Here is a 19,290-nt window from a genome sequence, read left to right on the forward strand (position 1 = left end):
GTCTCGTGGGCTCGGAGATGTGTATAAGAGACAGTCACACCCCGACCCCTGAGGAGATCGCGAGGAACGAGCGATCGTCACGAAGGGTCGCCCAGTATGTCCGAAATCGCCTGATTTGACCGGCTTTTCGACGGCAATGTAGCCCAACTCACACCATCTCGGGTCGTCCCCTGCGCCACCGATCACTTAGTCTGACTAAGTAATTTTAATTTAGTGTTGCTAAGTAAACGATTGGCAAAGGGAGCGGTGTCCGATGGCCCAGGGACTCGCGAACGGTCCGACGGTGGCCACCCCTGCGGCGGCGACCACCACGACGACGCTGCAGGGTGCCGCGGCCGTGCATCGGAACCTCATCCGGATCGGACGCGCGGTCCGCACGCAGTCGGGCGACGGGCCACTGTCGGCAGGTCAGATGTCGGCACTGTGGACCATCGCCCAGCATGCACCGATCCGCGCGACCGAGCTCGCCGACCGTGAGCGTGTCGCGGCACCGACGATGTCGCGGGTGGTGGCGTCGCTGGAGCGCCTGGGCATGGTCGTGCGGACCACCGACGAACACGATGGACGAGTCAGCCTGCTCGCCCTCACCGACGAGGGCGTCGCCCACATCGACGGGGCGTCGTCGCGCAAGTCGCAGTTGTTCGAGCGCGCCCTCGACGGACTCGGCGCACGCGACCGCGCATGCGTCGAAAGGTCGATGCGGCTCCTCGCCGACACCCTGTGCGACCTGACGCCGCACCCGTCAGCCGTTACGAGCACCACGACAACCAGATCAACCGAGGGGGAGCCTGATGCAGCCCGAGACCAACGGCCATCATGACGGCGACGGCGTCACACCGTCCCGCGACATCGCAGGCGGCGTGATCCGTGGAGACATCCGTGGCGCGTCCGGTCGCGTGATCACCGACGCGACGGTGACGGTCATCGATCCGAGCGGACGCCAGGCCGCACGGTCCATCGCGCACGAGGACGGCACGTTCGTGGTGCAGGTCGCCGCCGGACACTACGTACTCGTCGCCTCCGCGGCGGGCCACGAGCCATCGGCCGTGACGGTCACCGTCGGCAGCACCCCGATCGACATCGAGGTGGTGCTCACCTCGATGGCAGCCCTGCACGGAAGCGTCACGACCTCGGCGACCGGCGAGGCTGTCGCCAAGGCCACCATCGCCGTCGCCGACCACACCGGCCAGGTCACCGCCACCGCTGTCACCGACGCCGCCGGTCGCTGGGAGGCCGCCGGAATCACCTCCGGCACCTACACCGTGATCGTCACCGCACCGGGATGCGATCCCGTCGCCGAGACGGTGACCGTCGCCGGAACCGGCAGCACCTCCGTCGACGTCGTCCTGAACACTGCGGCGGAGCTCGGCGGGACGATCTCCGACGGCGCCGACGCCGGGACGGGCGCGCCGGTCGCGCACAGTCAGGTCGCACTCCTCAACGACGAAGGCGAGATGGCCGCGAGCACACTGACCGACGAGGCGGGCCGGTACCTGTTCGCCAATCTGGCACCGGGCGACTACACCGTCATCGCGAACGGGTATGCACCCGTGGCCGACACCATCGACATCGAGGCCGGACGCGTCGTCTCGCACGAATTCGTCCTCGGCGCAAGGGGGCAGGCATGAGCGGAACGATCACAGCACGCGTCGCGACCACCGGCGGACGTCCTCTCGGTGACGCCGTCATGACCGTGATGTCGCAGGCCGGAGAACAGCAGGCGATCGCACGCAGCGATGCCGACGGAGCTTTCGCCACAAGCGATCTCGAGGCCGGAACCTACACGGTCGTCATCACCGCGGACGGCTACCAGCCGACGGCCCGGGTCGCCATCGTCTCGGGCGCCGGCCCCGTCAGCCTGGGCGAGATCAGCGCGACCCGTGCGGGCGGCGCGCCGGTTCCGGCGGCCGGCCGATGGGCCATCGACACCGGACACTCGGCCATCGAGATCAGCGTGCGGCACTTCGGGATAGCCACCATCCGTGGACGTTTCACCGATTTCACCGGCGAGATCGTCGTCGCCGACGACATTGAGCAGTCGTCGGTGCTGGCAGAGATCAAGACCGCCAGCATCGACACCGACAACCGGACCCGCGACGATCACCTCCGGTCGGACTCGTTCTTCGACGTCGAGCAGTATCCGATCGCCGAGTTCCGCGCCGGGCGGGTACGTCCCGCCACCGACGAGTCGTGGACGCTCGACGGAACGCTGTCCCTGCGTGGGACCGCGGTGCCGGTGACCCTCGAGTTGACCTATCTCGGTGAGGTCGACGACCCGTGGGGCGGGCATCGCGCCGGTTTCCGCGCGACCGGATCGTTGCGCCGGGCCGACTTCGGGATCAGCTTCGACGACAAGCTCATCACCGGTGTCGCCCAGATCGGCGGGACCGCGACCGTGAGCCTCGACATCCAGGCTGTCCGCGTCCAACCCTGACCGTCCGGCCCGCACACCCCTGAATTTCACTAGTACTCATTTGATCCGAAAGGCAGTCATGTCGAATCATTCGGTCGCCGAAGCGGAAAGGGCCACTCCCCCGGAGTCGGCCCGCGGCTCGCGCCAGAAATCGCTCACCGAACTCGGTCCCAACTACAAGTGGATCGCGTTGTCGAACACCACACTCGGCATGTTGATCGCGACGATCAACTCGTCGATCGTGCTGATCGCCCTGCCCGACATCTTCAAGGGCATCCACCTCAATCCGCTGGAACCGCAGAACACCAGCTACCTGCTGTGGATGATGATGGGCTTCCTCGTCGTCACCGCGGTCCTCGTGGTCAGCTTCGGTCGACTCGGTGACATGTTCGGCCGGGCCCGTATGTACAACATGGGCTTCGCCATCTTCACCGTCTCGTCGATCTTCCTCGCCATCACCTGGTTCGACGGCAGTGAAGCCGCCATCTGGCTCATCTTCTGGCGCATCGTCCAGGGCGTCGGCGGCGCGTTCCTGATGGCCAACTCGTCGGCCATCCTCACCGATGCCTTCCCCGCCAACCAGCGCGGACTCGCGATGGGCATCAACGGTGTCGCGGCCATCGCCGGCTCGTTCCTCGGCCTGCTGATCGGCGGTGTGCTCGCACCGATCCAGTGGCACTTCATCTTCCTCGTGTCGGTGCCGTTCGGCGTGGTCGGAACCATCTGGGCGTACCTGAAACTGCACGACACCGGCGAGCGCCGCAAGGCGAAGATGGACTGGTGGGGCAACATCACGTTCGCCGTCGGCCTGATCGCCATCCTCATCGCGATCACCTACGGCATCCAGCCCTACGGCACCTCGAACATGGGATGGTCGAATCCGTGGGTGCTCACCGGCCTGATCGGCGGCGTGATCGTCCTGGCCGCGTTCGTCATCATCGAGACCAAGGTCGCCAGCCCGCTCTTCGAGCTCTCGCTGTTCAAGAACCGCTCGTTCACCTTCGGCAACATCGCGAACCTCATGGCTTCCATCGGACGCGGTGGCCTGCAGTTCATCCTGATCATCTGGTTGCAGGGCATCTGGCTGCCGCAGCACGGCTACGACTACTCGCGGACACCCCTGTGGGCCGGTATCTACATGGTGCCCATGACGATCGGCTTCCTGCTCAGTGCCCCTGTCTCCGGAGCGCTCTCGGACAAGCTGGGTACCAAGTGGTTCACCACGACCGGCATGGCCATCACCGCGGGAACCTTCGCGGCGCTCATCGCAATGCCCGTCGACTTCGACTACTGGGTGTTCGCGCTGGTCATGCTGATCAACGGAATCGGCATGGGACTGTTCGCCTCTCCGAACCGTGCCGAGGTGATGAACAGCCTGCCGGTCACCTCCCGCGGATCGGGTGCCGGCATGATGACGACGTTCCAGAACGCCGCCATGGTGTTGTCGATCGGACTGTTCTTCTCGCTGATGATCGCCGGACTGAGCGCTCATCTGCCCGACGCGATGTTCGGCGGCCTGACCGCCAATGGCATGCCGAACGCACCTGCCGACGGCATCGCGCATCTGCCGACGGTCGGCATCCTGTTCGCCGCGTTCCTCGGCTACAACCCCATCCGGGAGGTCGGTGGCCAAGCGCTGCAGGGCCTTCCGCAGGCGAGCGTCGATCACCTGACCGGTCTGGACTTCTTCCCCCACTTGATCAGCGACCCGTTCCATGACGGTCTGACGGCGGCGTTCACCTTCGCCCTCATCTGCTGCATCCTCGGTGCGATCGCATCGCTGTTCACCGGATCGTCGAAGTCCGCGGTCGAATCCCCGGAGACCGTCGGGGCGGAACTGGCCGCGGTCGCCGCGGATGCCGGGGTGGGCACACCGTCGGAACTCGTCGACGAGCCCCGCCCGGGTGCGCGCCACAGCCTGACGTCGGCGGGTTCGGCCCAGTCGCAGGTCGATCGTCCGCGCATCGCCGGACGCATCACCTCCGCCGACGGATCGCTGCTGCCGGGGGCGGCCGTCACCGTCACCGACGTCCGCGGACATCAGGCCGGTGCCGCATCGGTCCACGACGACGGGTCCTACGCCGTACACGGTCTCGAGGACGGCACCTACACCGTCATCGCCACCGCACCCGGTCGGTCGCCGCGCGCACTCACCGTCTCCATCGTCGGCGACCTGGTGTTCCGCCGGGACTTCACTCTCGCCGGCGGCTCGGCCCTGCACGGCACCGTCCGCGACGCGCAGCGCCCGCTGGCGGCGAGCCTGATCGTCACCGATCAGTCGGGAGCCGTTGTCACACAGGCGCAGGCCGACTCCCAGGGCCGCTTCGCGATCACTGGTCTGTCGGGTGGCGACACCGTGGCTGTCACCGCATCGGCGCCCGGCTATCAGCCGACCAGCCAGTTGGTCACCATCGACGGCGCGCCCCGCGCCGACATCGATCTGGTTCTGCTCGCCATCGGCGGCGTCCAGGGCTCGGTCCGCACCGCGGACGGCACGCCGTTGGAGGGTGCCACCGTGTCCGCGATCGGACCCGAGCAGACGATCGTCGCCTCGGCCACCACCGACGCCGACGGTCGCTACCGGATCGAGGGTCTCACCGACGCCCAGTTCACGCTGGTCGCCAACATGTACGAGCCGGCGGCCGTCCAGGTGAAGGTCGTCGCCGGTCAGCGCAACACGGTCGACATCGGACTCGGCGTCAGCCAGAAGCCGGCCGTGTCGTAGGAACTACCCGGGCAGGCTCGGCCGGCCGGCCGGCGCACCTCGCCGGTCCGCCGGGCCCGTCCGGCCGCCCGCCGGTGCCGTCCCCGGAAAAGCGTCCCCGAAAAGCGCCCTCCGTAGCGAACCCGTCGACACTGCGTCGATGGCCACGCTACGGAGGGCGCTTGTCTGGGGCGGATTTCCGGCGGGGCGGATGTCCGGAAGGGCGGGACCTGCGGGCGCGCCCCTCAGCGCAACGACCCCAGATGATCCCGAACCAGCCGCCGCACCCGTGCGGGCGCGTCGTTATGCCCGAGCAGCAGATGCACCGCCAGCCCGTCGACAAGAGCGTGCAGTCGCATCGCCTCCGCCTCCAGATCGTGCCGCGCGTCGACGAGCCCGTGGTCGCTCAGATCGGTGAGCACCCGCCGAGACAGCGCCCGCAGACCGTCGTGCGCCTCGAGCCCAGCCTCGGCCAGCCCTGGATGTGCGACCGCATCGGTGACCAGCGCCAAGTTCACGTGCATCTCGACCCGGCGGACATCGTCGAACGGCAGGACCTCCGACAGCATGGCCTCCGCGCGACGCAGCGGGTCCCGGATCGACCCATGCTCGACGAGACGCTCGCCGACCCGTAGATAGATCAGCCGCATGGAGAATGCGAGCAGCTCTTCCTTGTCGGCGAACACGTGCCGCAACGATCCGGCCGAGATCCCCGCCTCGGCGGCGACGTCGCGGATCGACACCCCCGACACCCCGTCGCGGAGCACCACCCGCCACAGCGCCTCCGCGATCTCGGCTCGTCGGGCATCGTGATCGATCAGCTTCGGCACTTCCGCATGGTAACCCAACTGTGCTAACTTAGGCCGCGTTGCCAACACAGTTGTGTCACCAAGATCGGTCTGGACGTTCTTCGGGACGACTCTCGCCGATGACGGAGGAACCGTGACGGACCTGCCCACCGGGCCACCCCGACGCTTCGCCGCCCTCGACGTCCTGCGCGGCGTCGCCATCCTCGGGACGCTGGCCACCAACATCTGGATCTTCACGAACGTCGACGGCCTGGTCGGTTATCTCAACGGCACGCACGAGGCCGCCGGAGCGTGGGCGGCGGTCCAGGACGTCCTGCAGCAACTCGCCCAGGGCAAGTTCCTCGGGCTGCTCACGATCATGTTCGGCATCGGACTCGCCATCCAGCAACGTTCCGCGGAACGCCGTGGCGCGCCGTGGCCGGGCGGCTACCCGTGGCGCGCGGCGCTGCTCTTCGTCGACGGCACGCTCAACTACTTCCTCTTCACCGAGTTCGACGTCCTCATGGGTTATGCGGTCACCGGCTTGATCGTGGCGTTCATCCTGTCGACGACGGTGCGGCGACAGCACGTCGCGCTGATCATCGCCGCAGTCATCCACCTGCTGCTGCTGACGCTGATCGTGGCCGCGATCGCGACCTCCCCGCCGACCGGCCGCGCGCAACCGCTGTCCCCCAATCCGTACGCCGACGGCTCGTTCCTCGATCTCGTCGCGTTCCGCGCCGAGCACATCGCACTGTTCCGTGCCGAGGTCGTCCTCATCCTGCCGATGTCGGTCGCGCTGTTCCTCGTCGGCGCAGCACTTCTGCGTGCCGGTGTTCTCGAACCGACGACGCGCGTACCGTCGGCCGGTACGCTCCGGAAACGGCTGATGATCGCCGGACTCGGTGTCGCATTACCGCTCGACTTCATCGTGGGACTCACGGGTGGCGACGCCGGTCTGATCCTCGGGCGCTACCTCCTCGCACCGATCGTCGCACTCGGGATCCTCGCGGCGATCGCCGCGTTCTACGCCGACGGCCGGTCGCCCGGAATCCTCGGCCGCGCCCTCTCCCCGATCGGCCGGACCGCGTTGAGCTGCTATGTGTTCCAGAACGCGCTGGCCGGCGCCATCTGCTACGGGTGGGGACTCGGGTTGGCCGCGCACCTCGACCCGACGACCGTGGTGCCCGCGACCATCGGGCTGTTCCTCGGCATCTCCGTCGTCCTGATGGTGCTCTCACGGCTGTGGCTTCGACGATTCGATCGAGGTCCACTCGAATGGCTCTGGCACAGCAGCTATGCGCGACTGTACCGGGCCGGACGGTCGCGGCCGACCAAACCGGCCGACCCCACCCCCACGCGGTCCTCCTCGTGAGACCATGAGGTCGCAGTCCCCCAGACGATCTGCCGAGCTGCGAGGTGACCACGCAGGTGAGCCGCGATCCCGAGCCGACCACGATGGACGTTGTCGCGCCCGAGGATCCGCGTTTCCTGACCGATCAGCTCCTCACCTACATCGGCAACAAGCGGGCCCTGCTCCCCCTCATCGATCAGGCTGCCGCGCAAGTCCAGGCGCAGCTCGGCCGCACGATGACCGTGCTCGACGCCTTCTCGGGCAGCGGCGTCGTCTCCCGTCTGCTGAAAGCGCGCGCCCACACGGTGATCGCCAACGATCTCGAGTCGTACGCGCGGGTGATGAGCGAATGCCATCTCACCGATCGAGGCGACGTCGACCTCGGTGCCGTCGCGTCCCTGATGGACCGGATCAACACCACCGTCGACGACGGATTCTCGGTCGGCGGGTTCATCGAAGAGCTCTACGCCCCGGCCGACGACCTCGCGATCCGCCCGGGCGAACGAGTCTTCTACACCCGCGACAACGCTCGCCGGCTGGATGCGTACGCGACCCTCATCCAGCAGACGGACCTCCGGTATCGGCCATTCCTGTTGGCGCCGTTGCTCTCTGCCGCGTCGATCCATGCGAACACCTCCGGCATCTTCAAGGGATTCCACAAGGATCGCTCGACCGGACTCGGCCGCTTCGGCGGTTCCGGCGACGACGCCCTGGTCCGCATCCTCGGCAGCATCCGCCTGACACCACCCGTGTTGAGTCGCCACGACGCCGCCAAACGCGTGCTCCAGATCGACGCCAACGCGCTGCCCGACGTGGTCGGCCCCGTCGACCTCGCCTACCTCGATCCGCCGTACAACCAGCATCCCTACGGCTCCAACTACTTCATGCTCAATCTGCTCGTGGATCACCGTCGACCGACCGAGATCAGCGCAGTGTCCGGCATTCCGGTCGACTGGAAACGGTCGGGCTACAACGTCCGTCGCGAGTCGGCCGCCCTGTTCGCCGACCTCGCGGCCGCGCTCGACGCCCGATTCCTGATCGTCTCGTTCAACGACGAGGGATTCATCCCTCCCGCGCAGATGCTCGAGATCCTCTCCGCCCTCGGCACCGTGACCGAGTTCCGCTCGCGCTACAACACGTTCCGCGGCAGCCGGAATCTGCGAGGTCGCGGCGCGCACGTCACCGAACACCTGTTCCTCGTCGACAAACGCTGAGACCACCGGGCCCACCCGACACCGCACGGACGTCCCGGCGTGCTACAACTCGCAGATGCGCATCGGAATGACCATGCCGGTGATGGAACCCGGCCTCGACGCCGACCTGCTGAGGACCTGGGCCACCGAGATCGACGACGGCCCCTTCTCCTCACTCTGCTGGGGTGAGCGCATCGCCTTCGACAACCCCGACGCCCTCACCCTGCTGGGCGCGTTGTCGGCGTGGACGCGTCGCGTTCGGCTGGTGACCACCGTCGTCGTACCGCAGTTGCACGACCCGGTGATGCTCGCCAAGGCCCTGGCCACCGGCGACATGCTGTGCGGTGGGCGGCTCACCGTCGGCCTCGGCATCGGTGGGCGCCATGAGGACTACCACGCCGTCGGCGCCGACACCGGCACCCAGAACATCCGCGGCATGGCCGACCGGGTCGACATCATGCGCCGCGTGTGGGCCGGCGAGAAGATCACCGAATCCGTGTTGCCCGTCGGGCCGGGCCCGGTGCAGGCCGGCGGACCAAAACTCCACGTCGGAACCACGGGACCCAAGACGATCCGCAACGCCGCCTCCTGGGCGAGCGGCGTCGCCGGGGTGACCCTCGACCTCGATCTGGCCAAACAGAACGAACTGTTCGACGTCGCGCGTGCGGCCTGGGCCGATGCCGCCAAACCTGCGCCCCACCTGGCCACGTCGTTCTGGTTCGCCCTCGGCACCGGCGACGACGGCGAGGGACCGCGCGAACAGGTGCACCGCCATCTCCGCCACTACATGAACTGGATTCCCGCCGACTTCGTCGACGCCATCGCACCGACCACCGGATGGGCCGGAACCGAGGACGAGCTCGCCGCCACCCTCCGACGGTTCGCCGACATCGGAACCGACGAGGTTCAACTCATCCCCACCAGTTCCGACCCCGAACAGCTGCGTCGGGCCGCCGATGTCGCCGCCGAGTTCGCCTGAACCGATGGCGTGGCTGTATCTGCTCGGAGCGATCGTGTGTGAGGTGACGGCCACGTTGTCGCTCAAGGGTTCCGCCACCGTGCCCGCCCTCTACGCCGTCGTCGTCGCCGGATATGCCGGCGCCTTCGTCTTTCTGACACTCGTGCTCAAGACCGGAATGGGACTCGGTGTGGCCTACGGCATCTGGGGCGCCACCGGAGTCGCCGCCACCGCCGTCCTGTCGACCGTGCTGTTCGGTGAGTCGTTCACCGTGCTGATGGGCATCGGCATCGCCCTGATCGTCGCCGGCGTCCTGCTCGTCGAAACCGGTTCGGGCCGCGCCACTTCGGAGACAGCGCCAGGTGCCGGTGCCGATCGCGGCGTCGACGACCCACCGGGAGCGTAGCCGTGCAATACCTACTCCTGGTGTGCGCCATCCTCACCGAAGTCGTCGCGACCGTGTCCCTCCGCGTCGCCGCCGGCGGACGCCGGATCTTCTATGCGGTGGTCGCCGTCGGCTACATCCTCGCCTTCGTCGCACTCACCGGCAGCCTCCGCGCCGGGATGCCGCTGGGCATCGCCTACGGCATCTGGGCCGCCGCCGGAGTCGCGCTGACCACCATCGCCTCCCGCATCCTCTTCGACGAACCATTGACCCGCACGATGCTGCTCGGGATCGGATTCATCATCGCCGGGGTGCTGCTGATCGAGGTGGGTGGGCATCAGGGGTGAGGGGAGCCACGTGACCGTGTTCCGTCCAAGAACCTTGAACCTCTCGGCCTGAAACCTGATGTTCATCGCGTGCACGAAGTCGGTCATAGCAGTGCCAATAGCGTTGAGAACGTACTCATTTCACACATTCGACGTCAGGCGGATGTCCCGGTGACGCTCGCCGTCAGGATCGAGATGGCAGGAAAGTTATATGGGATCTATAGTGTGATCGAGAGGTGATGAATCCATGACTGCAGCACATCCCCGGCCCGACCTGGCCGCCTACACCGACGCCGCACGTATGACCTCGCCCGAACTGGTGACCGCATTACGCGAGTTGCTGGGAGCAAAACTCGTCGCCTACCTGGGCCGAGTGAAGGAAACTCGAGCGGTACGCCAGTGGGCAGAAGGCACCCGAGCCATCGCCAATCCTGAAGACGTTGAGCGGCTCCGCATCGCCTACCGCGCCGCGCGCCTCATCGCCGAACGCGACACTCCTGGAGTTGCCCAAGCGTGGTTTCAGGGTCTCAACCCGGTCCTTGACGACCGCGCACCGGCGCTACTCCTGCGTGACGGGGATCTGGCCGACATCGGACCGAAGATACTGGCCGCTGCTCGCCAATTCGCTGCCGTGGGATGAGCCAAGCCCAAGCCTCGACGATCGAGACCCCACTCGGCCCGCTCACCACAGCAGTACACGTCGGCACTGTCACGTATCGGATCGGATACGCACCGAACCCCTGGGCATGGACGCCATGGGAGTACGCCACCGGCGGCCGATTCGCCGGTCGTTGGGATGATCCAGAAGGCGTGTGGCGCACTTTGTACTGTGCGCACGTTCCCCTGGCCTGTTACCTCGAGGTCCTCGCGTTCGCCCGACCCAGTCCGCAGGTGATCGCCGACCTCGCCGAGATTGCGGTGGACGACGACGATGAGACCGATTATCCCTCGCTACCTCCCGGACGACTGCCCCAAGCATGGTGCAGCGCCCGGATACTCGGCAGTGGTGCACTCACTGGACAGTTTGCGGTTCCAACCAGCACTCAGAGTCTCGCAACGCTGCGAGCACAATTCCGGCGTCGGGTGATTCGATACGGTCTCGATGACCTCGACACCGCTGCGCTGCGGGACGGCCGCCCCCGCGGACTCACTCAGGCCATCTCACGGTGGATATATGCCCTGACCGATCGCGAAGGACGCGCCATCGATGGCATTGAGTTCGACTCGCGCCACGGCGACCAACTGCGCATGTGGGCGCTGTACGAACGCAGCGGCGATCCCGAGATCAGCCCCCGTATCGACGTCCTCGACGACACCCCAATCCACGCCGACGATCCCATTCTCCAGCAAGCGATGTCCCTGCTCAGCCTCGAGTGGTCATCCCCTTAGCTGCACAGGGAGGGGTTCCGCACCCCTCACCCCTTCCCCAACGACGCATCCAATGCCAGCAACTGATCCGGCCGCACATCACGCAACACCGCCATCGTCGCGGTGACCGCCACCTCACACGCCGCATCGATATCAGCGTCATCGACGATCAACGCACGATAGGCGACATCGAGACTGATCCCGATCAACAACGACGCGAGCGTGTCCGCGCTCGCCGCGATCTCGGCACCACGGGTCGCATAGTTCTCCCGCAACCGCGCAGCCACCCTCGGTTCCAGCGTCTGATACAGCCGACGCCCCGGATCCTCGGCCTCCTGCCGATGCCCGAGAAGAATCCGGAAACCCTCAGGATTACGGCGGGCATACTCGAACGTCGCCTCCACCGAATGACGCGCGCGAGCACCGTAGGCCACATCGGTGGTGTCGTCGTACGCCGCGAACATCCACTCGGTGAACTCAGCCAGCTCACGCTCGACGACATTCTCCACCAACGCATCCCGCGACCCGAAGTGCGCGTACAGGGTCACCCGGGTCGTCCCGCCCCGCTCGGCGATCATGTCCATCGTGGACCGCTCGACCCCGACCTCGGCGATCACCGCTCGCGCGGCGTCGAGTAGCTGATCGTCGGTCGGCCGGTTGCGGGTGCTACGCCCTCGAGCACGCCGACGCGAACCCTCGGCCCGTCCGGACTTGGTCACAGTGGTCTCCTGCTGAACGTCGTGGGCCGGCCTGGCCGGACCGGTCATGGTCGTGGTGGCGCCCCCCGACGAACCTCAGCCGACGCTGTCCGAATTGCCCAGCCGGCCGAAGTAGGCAGCCTCGACGGTATCCCGACGCTCCCGGAGTTCGCTCGCCGAGCCCCGCAACGCGACGCGCCCGTGATGCAGCACGATCGCCGAGTCGGCGATCCCGAGCGCCAGGTCGATGTGCTGCTCGACCAGGACGACGGCCATCTGCTGGTCGTCGGCGATGGTCCGCAGCCGCGGCAGCAGATCCTGCACGGCGATCGGCGACAGACCGAGGCTCAGCTCGTCGATCAGCAGCACCGACGGTCTGGTGAGCAGCGCCTTGGCCAGCGCGAGCATCTGTTGTTCGCCGCCGGAGAGGTTGCCGCACCGCCGGCCGCGCAGGCTCTGCAGCTTCGGGAAGTGCTCGTAGACTGCGTCGATGCTGCCGCCGCCCTTGCGTTTGGCGAGACGCAGATTGTCCGACACGGACAGCCGGTGGAACACGCCGCGGTTGTCGGGCACGAGTGTCACGCCACGCCGGGCGTTACGTTCGACGCGTCCGTCGATGGCGTGACCGAGTGCGGTGATCGATCCCGACATCGTCGGCAGCGCGCCGACGGCCGCGAGCAGGGTCGTCGTCTTGCCCGCACCGTTGGGTCCGAGCAGCGCGAGGATCTCGCCCGGCCGTACGGAAGCGGAGAAGTCGCGGACGGCCGGCACACCGCCGTGTCCGATGGTGACGCCGTCGAAGGTCAGGACGGCGTCGGGTGTTGCGGCACCGTGGGTCGACGCGTCGGGGGCAGTGGCGTTGGTCATCGGGCGTCCTCTCCGGTGGCGGTGTCGTCGGTGGTCGGCGCGAGCGTGTCGGGATCTGCCTGGACCTCGGCACTTCCCAGGTAGGCAGCCACGACGGCGGGATCGTCCTGGATCTCCGCGGGCGACCCGGACGCGATCACGCGGCCGAAGTCGAGGACATAGAGCCGGTCGCAGACATCGAGGACCAACGACATGTCGTGGTCGATCAGCAGGATGCCGATCCCGGTGGCGGCGATCCGCCGCAACTCGGCGCCGAAGTCCCGGCTCTCATGGGTGTCGAGGCCGGCCGCCGGCTCGTCGAGCAGGACCAGCCGGGTGCCGCCGACGAGTGCCCGCGCCACACCGACGAGCTTCTGCTGCCCGAGTGTCAGTTCGTCGGGCCGGCGGTCGGCCACCTCGCTGAGCCCGACGACCTCGAGCGCATGCTCGACGACGCCCGCAGGTGGTCGGGAGCCGGAGATGACGTCAGAGATCAAGGCGCGCAACCCGACCCGCTGTACCGCAACCGCCAGGTTCTGCACGACGGTGAGGTCGGCGAAGAGTTCACCGGCCTGCCAGGTGCGGGCCATCCCGGCGTTGCGACGGCGGTGCGGGGCGCTCCGGTCGATCCGTGTGCCGTTCAGAACCACGTGGCCGGTCGACCGCGCGAACCCGGTCACCGCGTCGACAAACGTGGTCTTGCCCGCCCCGTTGGGCCCGATCAGCCCGACGATCTCCCCCGCCTCGACGGAGATGTCGATGTCGGCGTTGGCGGTGACACCGCCGTAGCGGACGGTCAGGCCGCGCGTCTGCAGCAACGGAGTCGTTGTGGCAGAGCCGGTGTCGATGCCGATGGTGTCAGACATTCAGTCCCGCCTTCGATGTCGTCGGTGCGACGGCGGGCGTTGCGGCGCCCGGCCCGTCCGGACGTGGTCGGCCCCGGGGTCGTAGCCGTTCGGCGAGTTCGGCGACCGCACCGGAGACACCCACCGGGTTGAGTACGGCCATCAGGAGAAGGCCGCCGGCGGCGATGATCTCGTAGTACTCACCGAGATCGAGCGTCTGGTTGAGGAAGACATACCCGACACCCAGCGGCCCGATCACACCGGCGAGGAACGCGCCGGACACTGAGGTGATGCCGCCGACGTAGGTCATGGCGAGCAGCGTCAGTCCGACCATGACCGTGAACGAGCCGGCCGACAACTGACCGCGGCTGTACCCGATGAGGCAGCCGCCGACACCGGCGAGGAACGCCGACAATGCGAATCCGAGCAGTTTGGTCGCGGCCACGTTGATGCCGACCGATGCCGCCGCACGTTCGTTGGACCGCACCGCGAGGAACGCCCGCCCGGTCGACCCGGACATGAAACGCATGACGACGAGGGTCGCCACGGCCACCACGATCAGGACCATCACCGCGAACCGCACCGTGACGAGGTTGGTGCCGTCGCGCACACCGAGGTCGAGCCCGAAGAGCGTGGGATCGGTGATCATGTTCCCCTCGTAGGCGGTGATCTCCGGGTTGTTGAACACGAACCCCTGGATGGCGATCGCCGCCGCGAGCGTCACCACGGCCAGTTGCGCGCCGCGAATCCGCAGCGCGGGTATACCGACCAGGACGCCCAGAGCGGTCGCGATCAGCGCGGCGAACAGAATGCTGAACGGGAACGGCACGTTCCAGTTCACCGTCAATTTCGACAGTGCGAACCCGGCGGTGCCGGCGAATGCCATGGAGGCCAACGAGATCTGTCCCAGGTAACCGGTGAGGAGCACCAGCGAGAGAGCGATGAGCGACAGAATGATCGAGGTGACGACCCCGAATCGCCATGTGCCGGAGGTCAACAGGACCGCCGCGATGACCACGGCCAGCGTGACCACGGTCGGGATGAGACGAATCCGCGGGATTCGGACTGCCGGCATCTTCACCTCACCGAGGGAGCCGCGCGACGGGATGCGTCCGCCCATCAGGAACAGCGCGACGACGATCACGACGAACGGCACGGCGTCGCCCAGCCCTGCCTGTGCCCACTCCGGCCACCAGTCCTTGGTGGTCAGCCAGGTGATGACGGCCTGGAAGGCACCGAGGGCGAGCCCACCGGCACAGGCGATTCCGAACGAGGTCAGGCGGCCCAGCAACGCTACCGCCAGCGCGGGGATGACGAAGAAGGTGTAGCTGGTGACGTTCAGCCCGATGGTGAACGCCGCCAGGATGACGATCAGTCCGGTCGCGGCGCCGGTCAGCACCCAGACGATGGCGGCGAGCCGGTCCGGCGAGTAGCCGACCAGCCGTGCGGCGAGTTCGTCTTCGGCCCCGGCCCGAGTCGCCACGCCGAGTCGCGTGAGTCGGAAGTAGGCCCAGAAGAGTGCGGCGATCGCTATGGCGAGGCCGGCGAGGATCAGGTCGGACACATTGACGACGGCTCCGGCGAACTCGACGGTCTTGTCCGGCAGCACGGCGAGTGCCAGCAGATTCTCTGTGTCGAAACGCAATTGGACGAGGGCCTGGAGGAACAGCATGAATCCTACGGAGGCCACGACCTGCGCCAGCACCGGCGCCTGACGCAGCGGGCGGAACACCAGGTAGTGCGCGAGCACCGCCCAGATGACTGTGGACAGCACGCCGATCGTGATGGCGAGGCCCATCGGGGTGGGATCGTCGGCGCTGCCGAGGCTTATCGTGCCGATCGGCAGGACGAGGCTGCCGTCGGTGCGCAGCGCGGCGACGGCGTACACCGCCCAGAGGCCCAGTGCACCCTGGGCGAAGTTGATGATGCCGGTCGCCGCGTAGACACCGACGAGCGACGACGCGAGGACCGCATAGACGGCGCCGGTCGAGAGACCGAGGAACACGAATTGCAGGAATTGACCCATACCGAACCGATCGATCGGCGCGCACAACCGGCGCGGTGAGTGGTGAACGGTGGTGCGGGTCGGGCGGACGCTGTTCTGCGGTCCGCCCGACCCGGCTCTTCTACCCCGTGAGAGAACTATCGATGCTAGGCGGCGCCCGGGATGAGCTTCAGCACCTCGGGATTCGGGGTGATGAACCCACCGCCGACCGGCTTCGTCGTCTTGTCACCGGTGACCTCGAACAGCAGCATCTCGGTGGTGCAGTTCGGTGAGGTCGGCTTGTTGCACGTCAGCTTGGGCCCCAGGAAGCTCTGGAAGTCCGTCAGGCCCTTGAGTCCGTTCAACACGTTGGGGCCGGTGAGGTCGGTGACCTTGGCCTGGTTGAGGCCGTTGGCGAAGTCGACGAAGGTCGAGAACGCACCGTAGGCGTAGAACCCGCCTGCGCCGTCGGCGTCATCGATGTACTTCTCGGCGATCGCCAGGTTCGACTTGGCCGGCTCCGGCGCCGAATCCTTCGCCGGTGGTTGCCAACCGGGCGAGTAGGTCTGCGCACCGACCGCCTGGGTGCCCATGGTGTCGATGAACTCCGTGCAGGCCGCCATGAACATAGTGTTCTTGTAGCCGACCGACCGCAGCGACTGCGACAGCTTGGTGCAGGTGTTGTCGTTGGGTGCCGTCATGAGGCCGGCTGCCGCCGGATTGCCCTCGGCGAGAGTCGTTGCCAGCGCGGTGAAGTTCGGTCCCGTCGGCGGGTAGTAGACGCTCTTGACGTCGATACCCAGCTGCTTGCCGAGCGGCGCGAGCAGGCCGTCGAAGACCTGATGGGCCTGCGGCAGATCGGCATTCGCCAGCGTGAGCGAGTCTTTGCCGGCAGCCTTGAGCGACTGCATGAACCCGACCAGGAACGCCGCGGGCGGCGGACCGAAGTACACCCGGTTGTCGGGCTTGGCACCGGTGGCGGTGTTGAACGGGATCTGCCCGACGAGCGGTATCTTCGCCGACGTCAGAATCGGTACCGCAGCCAGCGATTCCGAGTTGTAGCCGTCGATCGCTGCGACCACCCCTGCCTGCACGAACTGGTTCGCACAGGCGATGGTCGATTCGGGTGCGGTCTGGTCGATCCCACAGTCGACGACCTCGATCGGCCGGCCGTTGATGCCGCCGATCTGATTGTTGATGTAGTTGACCGCAGCGTCTTTGCCGGTGCTCACACCGGCCTGCGTCGCGGGGCCCTTCGACGGGTTGAACAGTCCGACCTTGATCGGCTCACCGGCGGCCTTGACGCCGCTCTCCTCCACGGCGCTGCTGTCGCCGCTCGATCCGCTGTCATCGCTGCTACACGAGACAACGGAGAAAACACACGCCGCGGCGACCGCCGCTGCGAGAACCCGACCAGTTCTCCTACGCATTCTCACATGCCTTTCCCGCCGACCCCGGGCACGACAGATCAGCCCGGGAGGGCCTACGAGTTACGGGGTTGGTGCTTCGGGTCGCCGGCGGCGATCCGCGGGCCCGATCCCGGTATGTGTGATCTGGGCCACTGGCAAAGTAGCGCGTGCCTTACAGCACTGTCAAGCTGTTTTGGCAGGTTAGATGCGGTGCGCAGGAGGGGACGACAGTTTTCGGGGTGGGTCGAACGACCAGGATTCGAGTGAAACGGACATCTGGTCGGGACCGTTCGTGACGGTCGCAAGCTCCCTCCTCAGGGACCGCAGATCCAGACCCCTGAGGAGGGAGCCTGCGACCGTCACGAAGGGCTTACGCGCTCAACCGCTCCTTCGCGTACCGCTCCATCGCCACCCGTTCGTCGTCGCGCTTGGGATAGCCGAAGAACACCACGACCGCACCGATGAGCACCACGATGATCGCGGCACCGTAGGCGCGGGTGTCGCCGTCCACGAACGCATCTCGCGCAGCCGCGATGATCTCCTGCGCGTACTGCGGGTACCGCTCCGCGAGGACCTCGGCACTGGAGAACGACTTCGTCAGCGCCGCCTCGGTCTCACTGCTCACCTGATCGGCATTCGGCGATGACGCGATGGTCGCCGACAACGACTTCGCGTATGCCGCAGTGAGAATGGCACCGAGAAGGGACTGCATGATCGCGCCGCCGAGGTCGCGCTGGAGGTCGGACATGCTCGAAGCCATGCCGGCCCGCTCGACGGGCACCGAACCGGTGAGCGAGTGCGACGCGGGTGTCCCGGCGAAACCGACCCCGATGCCGATCAAGAGATAGGCCCCGATCACCACCCAGACCGACGCCCCTTCGTCCCAGGTGAGCCACGCCAGCACGAGTCCGAGGACGATGAACACGTATCCGGTCAGCAACGTGACCCGAGAGCCTCTGGCCTCCACCATCTTTGCCGACCGAGGCGCGACGACGACCATCGCCGCCGCAGCCGGGATGATCATCGCTCCCGCCTCGAGAGTGGAGTACCCGAGCACGTTCTGCAGGAATTGCTGTCCGATGAACATGGCGCCCATCAACGTGCCGAAGACGATCAGACCGCCGACCGCGGCGACCCAGAACGTCCGTCGCCGGGCGATCCGCAGGTCGAACAGCGGAACCCGGACGCGCAACTGACGGATCACGAACACGATCGCCGCGACGACGGCGATGCCGGCGAGGATGAGCACGGCGGTTCGTTTGTCGCCGAGCGGCGCGAAGTTCAGGGCGAGGATCGTGGCACCCACCAGGACGATCGACACGACACCACCGATGTTGTCGACGGTGGCCTTGGTGTCTCCGCCGTCGCTCGGGACCAGCCACCACGAGCCGACGAGGGCGAGCACCGCCAGGGGGACCGTCACGAGGAACACCGAGTGCCATGAGAATGCCTCGAGAAGTCCGCCGGACATGACCGGGCCCGACGCGGAGATCGCCGCCCCGAACGCCGACCACGCGGCGATCGCCTTGGTGCGCTTGGCGCCCGACCACAGGGCCGTGATCATCGCCAGGGTCGTCGGATAGGCCAGGCCGGCCGAGATGCCGCCGACGACCCGCGCCCCGAACAGCACCTCGAAGTTGGGTGCGAAGCCGGCCACCAGCGACGCCGGTATCGACAGCGACATGCCGATCACCAGCATGCGCTTGCGGCCGTATCGATCCCCGAGTGCACCGAAGTAGAGCACCGACGCCGCCAAGCCCAGCGAGTAGGCGACCGCGATCAGGTTCAACTGCGTCGAACTCGCGTCGAGGTCTCTGCCGATGTCCGGCAGCGCGACATTCGCCACGGCGAGATTGATGTTGGCGACCCCGGCCACGAGGATCAGTGCCGCCAGCACGATCGGGGCTCGGGCGGGCGCGATTCCGTCGTCGACTTGTGCCGCTGGTGCCGTCACCCGTCGAGGATACGACGCGGTCCGTCCCGAATGACCTGACACGACAGAATATCGTCCGTAGCGGG

The 19,290-nt window shown here is 67.1% G+C and carries 18 protein-coding genes; 11 read left to right on the plus strand and 7 right to left on the minus strand.

What is annotated here, in order from left to right; genetic code table 11:
* Window positions 1-253: 253 nt before the first annotated feature.
* From EEB19_RS14830 to EEB19_RS14845, 4 genes are read left to right on the plus strand one after another with little or no spacing between them, the layout of a single operon-like run.
* The gene (locus EEB19_RS14830; protein ID WP_187587562.1) at window positions 254-820 is read left to right on the plus strand and encodes a MarR family winged helix-turn-helix transcriptional regulator; all 567 of its coding nucleotides are present in this window, start codon (window positions 254-256) and stop codon (window positions 818-820) included.
* On the plus strand, window positions 792-1,628 hold the full coding sequence (locus EEB19_RS14835; protein ID WP_187587564.1) for a collagen binding domain-containing protein: 837 nt from the start codon (window positions 792-794) through the stop codon (window positions 1,626-1,628). The genes EEB19_RS14830 and EEB19_RS14835 overlap by 29 nt, the downstream gene beginning before the upstream one ends.
* Window positions 1,625-2,434, plus strand: coding sequence for a YceI family protein (locus EEB19_RS14840; RefSeq protein ID WP_187587566.1), 810 nt, complete (start codon window positions 1,625-1,627; stop codon window positions 2,432-2,434). Before EEB19_RS14835 ends, EEB19_RS14840 begins: the two co-directional genes overlap by 4 nt.
* Before the next feature lie 58 nt (window positions 2,435-2,492).
* Entirely contained in the window at window positions 2,493-5,138 is a 2,646-nt protein-coding gene (locus EEB19_RS14845; RefSeq protein WP_187587568.1) for an MFS transporter, read from the plus strand.
* Between the two features lie 224 nt (window positions 5,139-5,362).
* Here the strand turns inward: EEB19_RS14845 and EEB19_RS14850 are convergent, their stop codons facing one another.
* Complete coding sequence (locus EEB19_RS14850; protein ID WP_187587570.1) at window positions 5,363-5,947, minus strand: TetR/AcrR family transcriptional regulator; 585 nt, start codon at window positions 5,945-5,947, stop codon at window positions 5,363-5,365.
* A 112-nt stretch (window positions 5,948-6,059) separates the two neighbouring features.
* Between EEB19_RS14850 and EEB19_RS14855 the strand changes: the two genes are divergently transcribed.
* From EEB19_RS14855 to EEB19_RS14885, 7 genes are all read left to right on the plus strand, one after another.
* Window positions 6,060-7,280, plus strand: a complete 1,221-nt coding sequence (locus EEB19_RS14855) for a DUF418 domain-containing protein (protein ID WP_262365681.1) — start codon at window positions 6,060-6,062, stop codon at window positions 7,278-7,280.
* 56 nt (window positions 7,281-7,336) lie between these two features.
* A complete protein-coding gene (locus EEB19_RS14860; RefSeq protein WP_262365682.1) occupies window positions 7,337-8,473 on the plus strand; it encodes a DNA adenine methylase in 1,137 nt (378 codons plus the stop codon).
* Between the two features lie 55 nt (window positions 8,474-8,528).
* The gene (locus tag EEB19_RS14865) at window positions 8,529-9,431 is read left to right on the plus strand and encodes an LLM class flavin-dependent oxidoreductase (protein WP_187587572.1); all 903 of its coding nucleotides are present in this window, start codon (window positions 8,529-8,531) and stop codon (window positions 9,429-9,431) included.
* 4 nt (window positions 9,432-9,435) lie between these two features.
* On the plus strand, window positions 9,436-9,816 hold the full coding sequence (locus EEB19_RS14870) for a multidrug efflux SMR transporter (protein ID WP_187587574.1): 381 nt from the start codon (window positions 9,436-9,438) through the stop codon (window positions 9,814-9,816).
* A gap of 2 nt (window positions 9,817-9,818) precedes the next feature.
* Window positions 9,819-10,142, plus strand: a complete 324-nt coding sequence (locus EEB19_RS14875; RefSeq protein WP_187587575.1) for a multidrug efflux SMR transporter — start codon at window positions 9,819-9,821, stop codon at window positions 10,140-10,142.
* A 226-nt stretch (window positions 10,143-10,368) separates the two neighbouring features.
* Window positions 10,369-10,761: a hypothetical protein gene (locus EEB19_RS14880; protein ID WP_187587577.1), complete on the plus strand. Its 393-nt coding sequence runs from the start codon at window positions 10,369-10,371 to the stop codon at window positions 10,759-10,761.
* Window positions 10,758-11,510, plus strand: coding sequence for an RES domain-containing protein (locus EEB19_RS14885; RefSeq protein WP_187587579.1), 753 nt, complete (start codon window positions 10,758-10,760; stop codon window positions 11,508-11,510). The genes EEB19_RS14880 and EEB19_RS14885 overlap by 4 nt, the downstream gene beginning before the upstream one ends.
* Before the next feature lie 26 nt (window positions 11,511-11,536).
* Here EEB19_RS14885 and EEB19_RS14890 read toward each other — a convergent pair whose 3' ends face one another.
* The 6 genes from EEB19_RS14890 to EEB19_RS14915 all read right to left on the minus strand — a co-directional run bounded on the left by EEB19_RS14890 (window position 11,537) and on the right by EEB19_RS14915 (window position 19,225).
* Complete coding sequence (locus EEB19_RS14890; RefSeq protein ID WP_262365683.1) at window positions 11,537-12,208, minus strand: TetR/AcrR family transcriptional regulator; 672 nt, start codon at window positions 12,206-12,208, stop codon at window positions 11,537-11,539.
* Window positions 12,209-12,283: 75 nt separating this feature from the next.
* Window positions 12,284-13,054: an ABC transporter ATP-binding protein gene (locus EEB19_RS14895; protein WP_187587583.1), complete on the minus strand. Its 771-nt coding sequence runs from the start codon at window positions 13,052-13,054 to the stop codon at window positions 12,284-12,286.
* Window positions 13,051-13,899, minus strand: a complete 849-nt coding sequence (locus EEB19_RS14900) for an ABC transporter ATP-binding protein (protein WP_187587585.1) — start codon at window positions 13,897-13,899, stop codon at window positions 13,051-13,053. Before EEB19_RS14900 ends, EEB19_RS14895 begins: the two co-directional genes overlap by 4 nt.
* On the minus strand, window positions 13,892-15,904 hold the full coding sequence (locus tag EEB19_RS14905; protein WP_187587587.1) for an ABC transporter permease: 2,013 nt from the start codon (window positions 15,902-15,904) through the stop codon (window positions 13,892-13,894). Before EEB19_RS14905 ends, EEB19_RS14900 begins: the two co-directional genes overlap by 8 nt.
* 125 nt (window positions 15,905-16,029) lie before the next feature.
* Complete coding sequence (locus tag EEB19_RS14910) at window positions 16,030-17,292, minus strand: ABC transporter substrate-binding protein (RefSeq protein WP_187587589.1); 1,263 nt, start codon at window positions 17,290-17,292, stop codon at window positions 16,030-16,032.
* A gap of 349 nt (window positions 17,293-17,641) precedes the next feature.
* Entirely contained in the window at window positions 17,642-19,225 is a 1,584-nt protein-coding gene (locus EEB19_RS14915; RefSeq protein ID WP_187587591.1) for an MFS transporter, read from the minus strand.
* Between the last annotated feature and the right edge of the window lie 65 nt (window positions 19,226-19,290).

The sequence above is a fragment of the Gordonia sp. OPL2 genome, from assembly GCF_003797825.1.
In the GTDB taxonomy this organism is placed as follows: domain Bacteria; phylum Actinomycetota; class Actinomycetes; order Mycobacteriales; family Mycobacteriaceae; genus Gordonia.